Annotated in this window: 3 protein-coding genes; all 3 read right to left on the bottom strand. The window is 27.1% G+C overall.

Annotated elements, in window-relative coordinates:
• Positions 1 to 157: 157 nt before the first annotated feature.
• Positions 158 to 736 carry a hypothetical protein gene (locus QL232_RS27195; protein WP_281616497.1) on the bottom strand — a complete coding sequence of 193 codons (579 nt, stop codon included), beginning with the start codon at positions 734 to 736 and terminating at the stop codon, positions 158 to 160.
• 107 nt (positions 737 to 843) lie between these two features.
• The gene (locus tag QL232_RS27190) at positions 844 to 1,443 is read right to left on the bottom strand and encodes a hypothetical protein (RefSeq protein WP_281616496.1); all 600 of its coding nucleotides are present in this window, start codon (positions 1,441 to 1,443) and stop codon (positions 844 to 846) included.
• 121 nt (positions 1,444 to 1,564) lie between these two features.
• Complete coding sequence (locus QL232_RS27185) at positions 1,565 to 2,269, bottom strand: hypothetical protein (protein WP_281616495.1); 705 nt, start codon at positions 2,267 to 2,269, stop codon at positions 1,565 to 1,567.
• Between the last annotated feature and the right edge of the window lie 99 nt (positions 2,270 to 2,368).

Raw genomic sequence — 2,368 nt, 5'->3', positions numbered from 1 at the left:
TACGTAATAAATTATATATTTTATCTTTATTGATTTCATCAGTTGATGTTGTTTGTTAGATTGAATGATCTGTAACGAAATTGCTAAACTACGAGCGAGGACGTGTCGGCCGAGACTTGGAGTTTAGCTATTGTTATAGGTATTCTTTTTTAAAATTTTATTTCTTTAAGTTAAGTAATTGAGATTTAAACTTGTCTCTATGGTCACGTCTAATTCTATTTGTATTCATGATTACATCTTTATCTTCTGATGTAATGATTTTAATTTTTTTAGAATTGATTATTTGAATATCTTCAATTTTTGAGTAGAATATTTCTCTATTTATGTCTTCATTAATAACTAATTTTTCAGAATTAAATTCAACGTTAAATATCATTCTTTTATTCTTGATTAATCTTTCAATAATAAATGTTATAGAGAATATACTTAAAAAAGATCCAAAATAAATGTATCCATTGAATACATTTAATACTCCTATAAGTAAATACGATAATGAATAAAACCACTGATTTACTCCTATAAATAAAGAATGATATGGATATAAAAAATTATAATCTTCAGGTTCATACGTTTTTATTTTAATAATAGAAAAAACTGTTAGTAAAATATAAATCAATCCAATAACTAGAAAAATAATTTCTTTATATTCTAAATGTATGTTTGTAAAAAAAGAGATATAGTATAAAATTAAGAATAGTGTTAAAATAAATAATCTAAAATAGTTTATCAGTTTCATTTTCTAGAATTGATTTTTACCTATAACGTGATGACTAAACTCGAGAGCGGTTGCGTCAACCGTGATTGGAGTTTAGTTGATGTTATATTTTGTTTTTAATTTATTGTTTAATACTTATTAGATTGAATGTCTGAAGAATATAATATAATTATGTTACATGGTATTGCTTCATATATTCCTAGTAACTCTTGTTGTTTCATGTTTATTAGATTATTATTTGAATAAAGCCTCCATGCCTTTTTATAAGCATTTAAGATTGACTCCAAATCTTTTGATATCTTTTCTACCTGATAGGTATCTGAATAAGCTAAAACCAATATAGCTTTTAAGGGTGATTCTGATAATTTTTTGCTTTTATTATTGTTTAAGATGAAATCTATAATTCTTTGTTCTGTTATTTTTGAAGTATCATTAATAATTAAAATATTCCGTTTCTTGTAGCACCCTCCATCACCATTGTTTATTAGATAGGATAAATTACTCAATATTGGAACTTCTTGATTTTCTCTAAATAACAAACTTGACATAACATTTACACTCTGACTTTTTATGAATTTTTTTATGCTCAAAAAGTTATTTGCAGTATCTAGAAGGAAAATATTAGAAGAATTATAATATTCAGTATTCTTAAATAGATTTTCTCTGTCGTAATTTTCTCTACAAGAAAAGAATAAAGACATTATTGAAAAATATATAAATACCCTCATAAGATTTCAACTTTTTAGAATGAGTTTATTATTCAATAAAATATAACGTAATGGCTAAACTACGACCAGCGGGCGTGTCGACCGGTGGATGGAGATTAGCTGATGTTGTGCCGTCGTACTTTTATTTCTCGTTAATATTAATCTTATCTATTATTTCGGTTATTGTCAACCATTCGAATCTATTTATGTGTTCGACATTTATATTTGGCTGAGTTGATTTTCCTGTAAAACAAATCACAGGAAATTGACTTTGAGAATCAGGACGAATTATCTCCCCATCTCTTTCTATTTTGTGGTCAAGTGAGCATTTTATCTTTACTTGTCCATTCTCTCGTTTTAAGATTAAATCTTTAATATCCCACGGATAACCCCAATATTTTTTATCAGAATCGAGTATCACAGGATTAAAGTAAAACAAAATTGAATTCTTTCCAGTCTTTAAATTTTGATCGATAAAACAATAATCGATTCCATCTGAATATCCAGTTGCTGAAAATATCTCAGGTTCAGGGTCAGAGTCAATATTTACGAACCAGAAAAAGTCATAATCCATCCAATATTTCTCAATTGACTTTACTTTATTAAAATCTGAATTTATCCATACTTCCTTGTGTGGGTCAATCAATTCTGTTTTATAATCAGGTTGGCATATATAATCTTTTAGTCCGTCTCCATTGAAGTCAACATGAATTGTTTGAAAATCAAGTCCTGTGAAAACGTTCTTTAATTCTTTCGGATTTTCAATTGTATCCATTTTTACAAACCCTTGTCCATGTGTCAAGTTTGTAGATAAAAATAAAATAAATATGGCTATTAGTTTATTCATCGACTCTCTTTGTATGCGGCACAACGTAATGGCTAAAAATTGTTGCCATCCCAAAGGGTGGTTATGATTTTTTAGCTCTTGTTATGGTTTTCTTTTTAT

Origin of the sequence: Flammeovirga sp. SubArs3, from assembly GCF_947387565.1 — a bacterium.
GTDB classification, from domain to species: Bacteria; Bacteroidota; Bacteroidia; order Cytophagales; family Flammeovirgaceae; genus Flammeovirga; species Flammeovirga agarivorans.
The sequence above is the reverse complement of the archived record's forward strand: the minus strand, read 5'-3'. Positions and strand labels throughout refer to the sequence as shown.

Excerpts from the sequence above, each read along its gene's own strand:
- QL232_RS27195 (WP_281616497.1), bottom strand. The coding sequence starts at position 736 with ATGAAACTGATAAACTATTTTAGATTATTTATTTTAACACTATTCTTA.
- QL232_RS27190 (WP_281616496.1), bottom strand. The coding sequence starts at position 1,443 with ATGAGGGTATTTATATATTTTTCAATAATGTCTTTATTCTTTTCTTGT.
- QL232_RS27185 (WP_281616495.1), bottom strand. The coding sequence starts at position 2,269 with ATGAATAAACTAATAGCCATATTTATTTTATTTTTATCTACAAACTTG.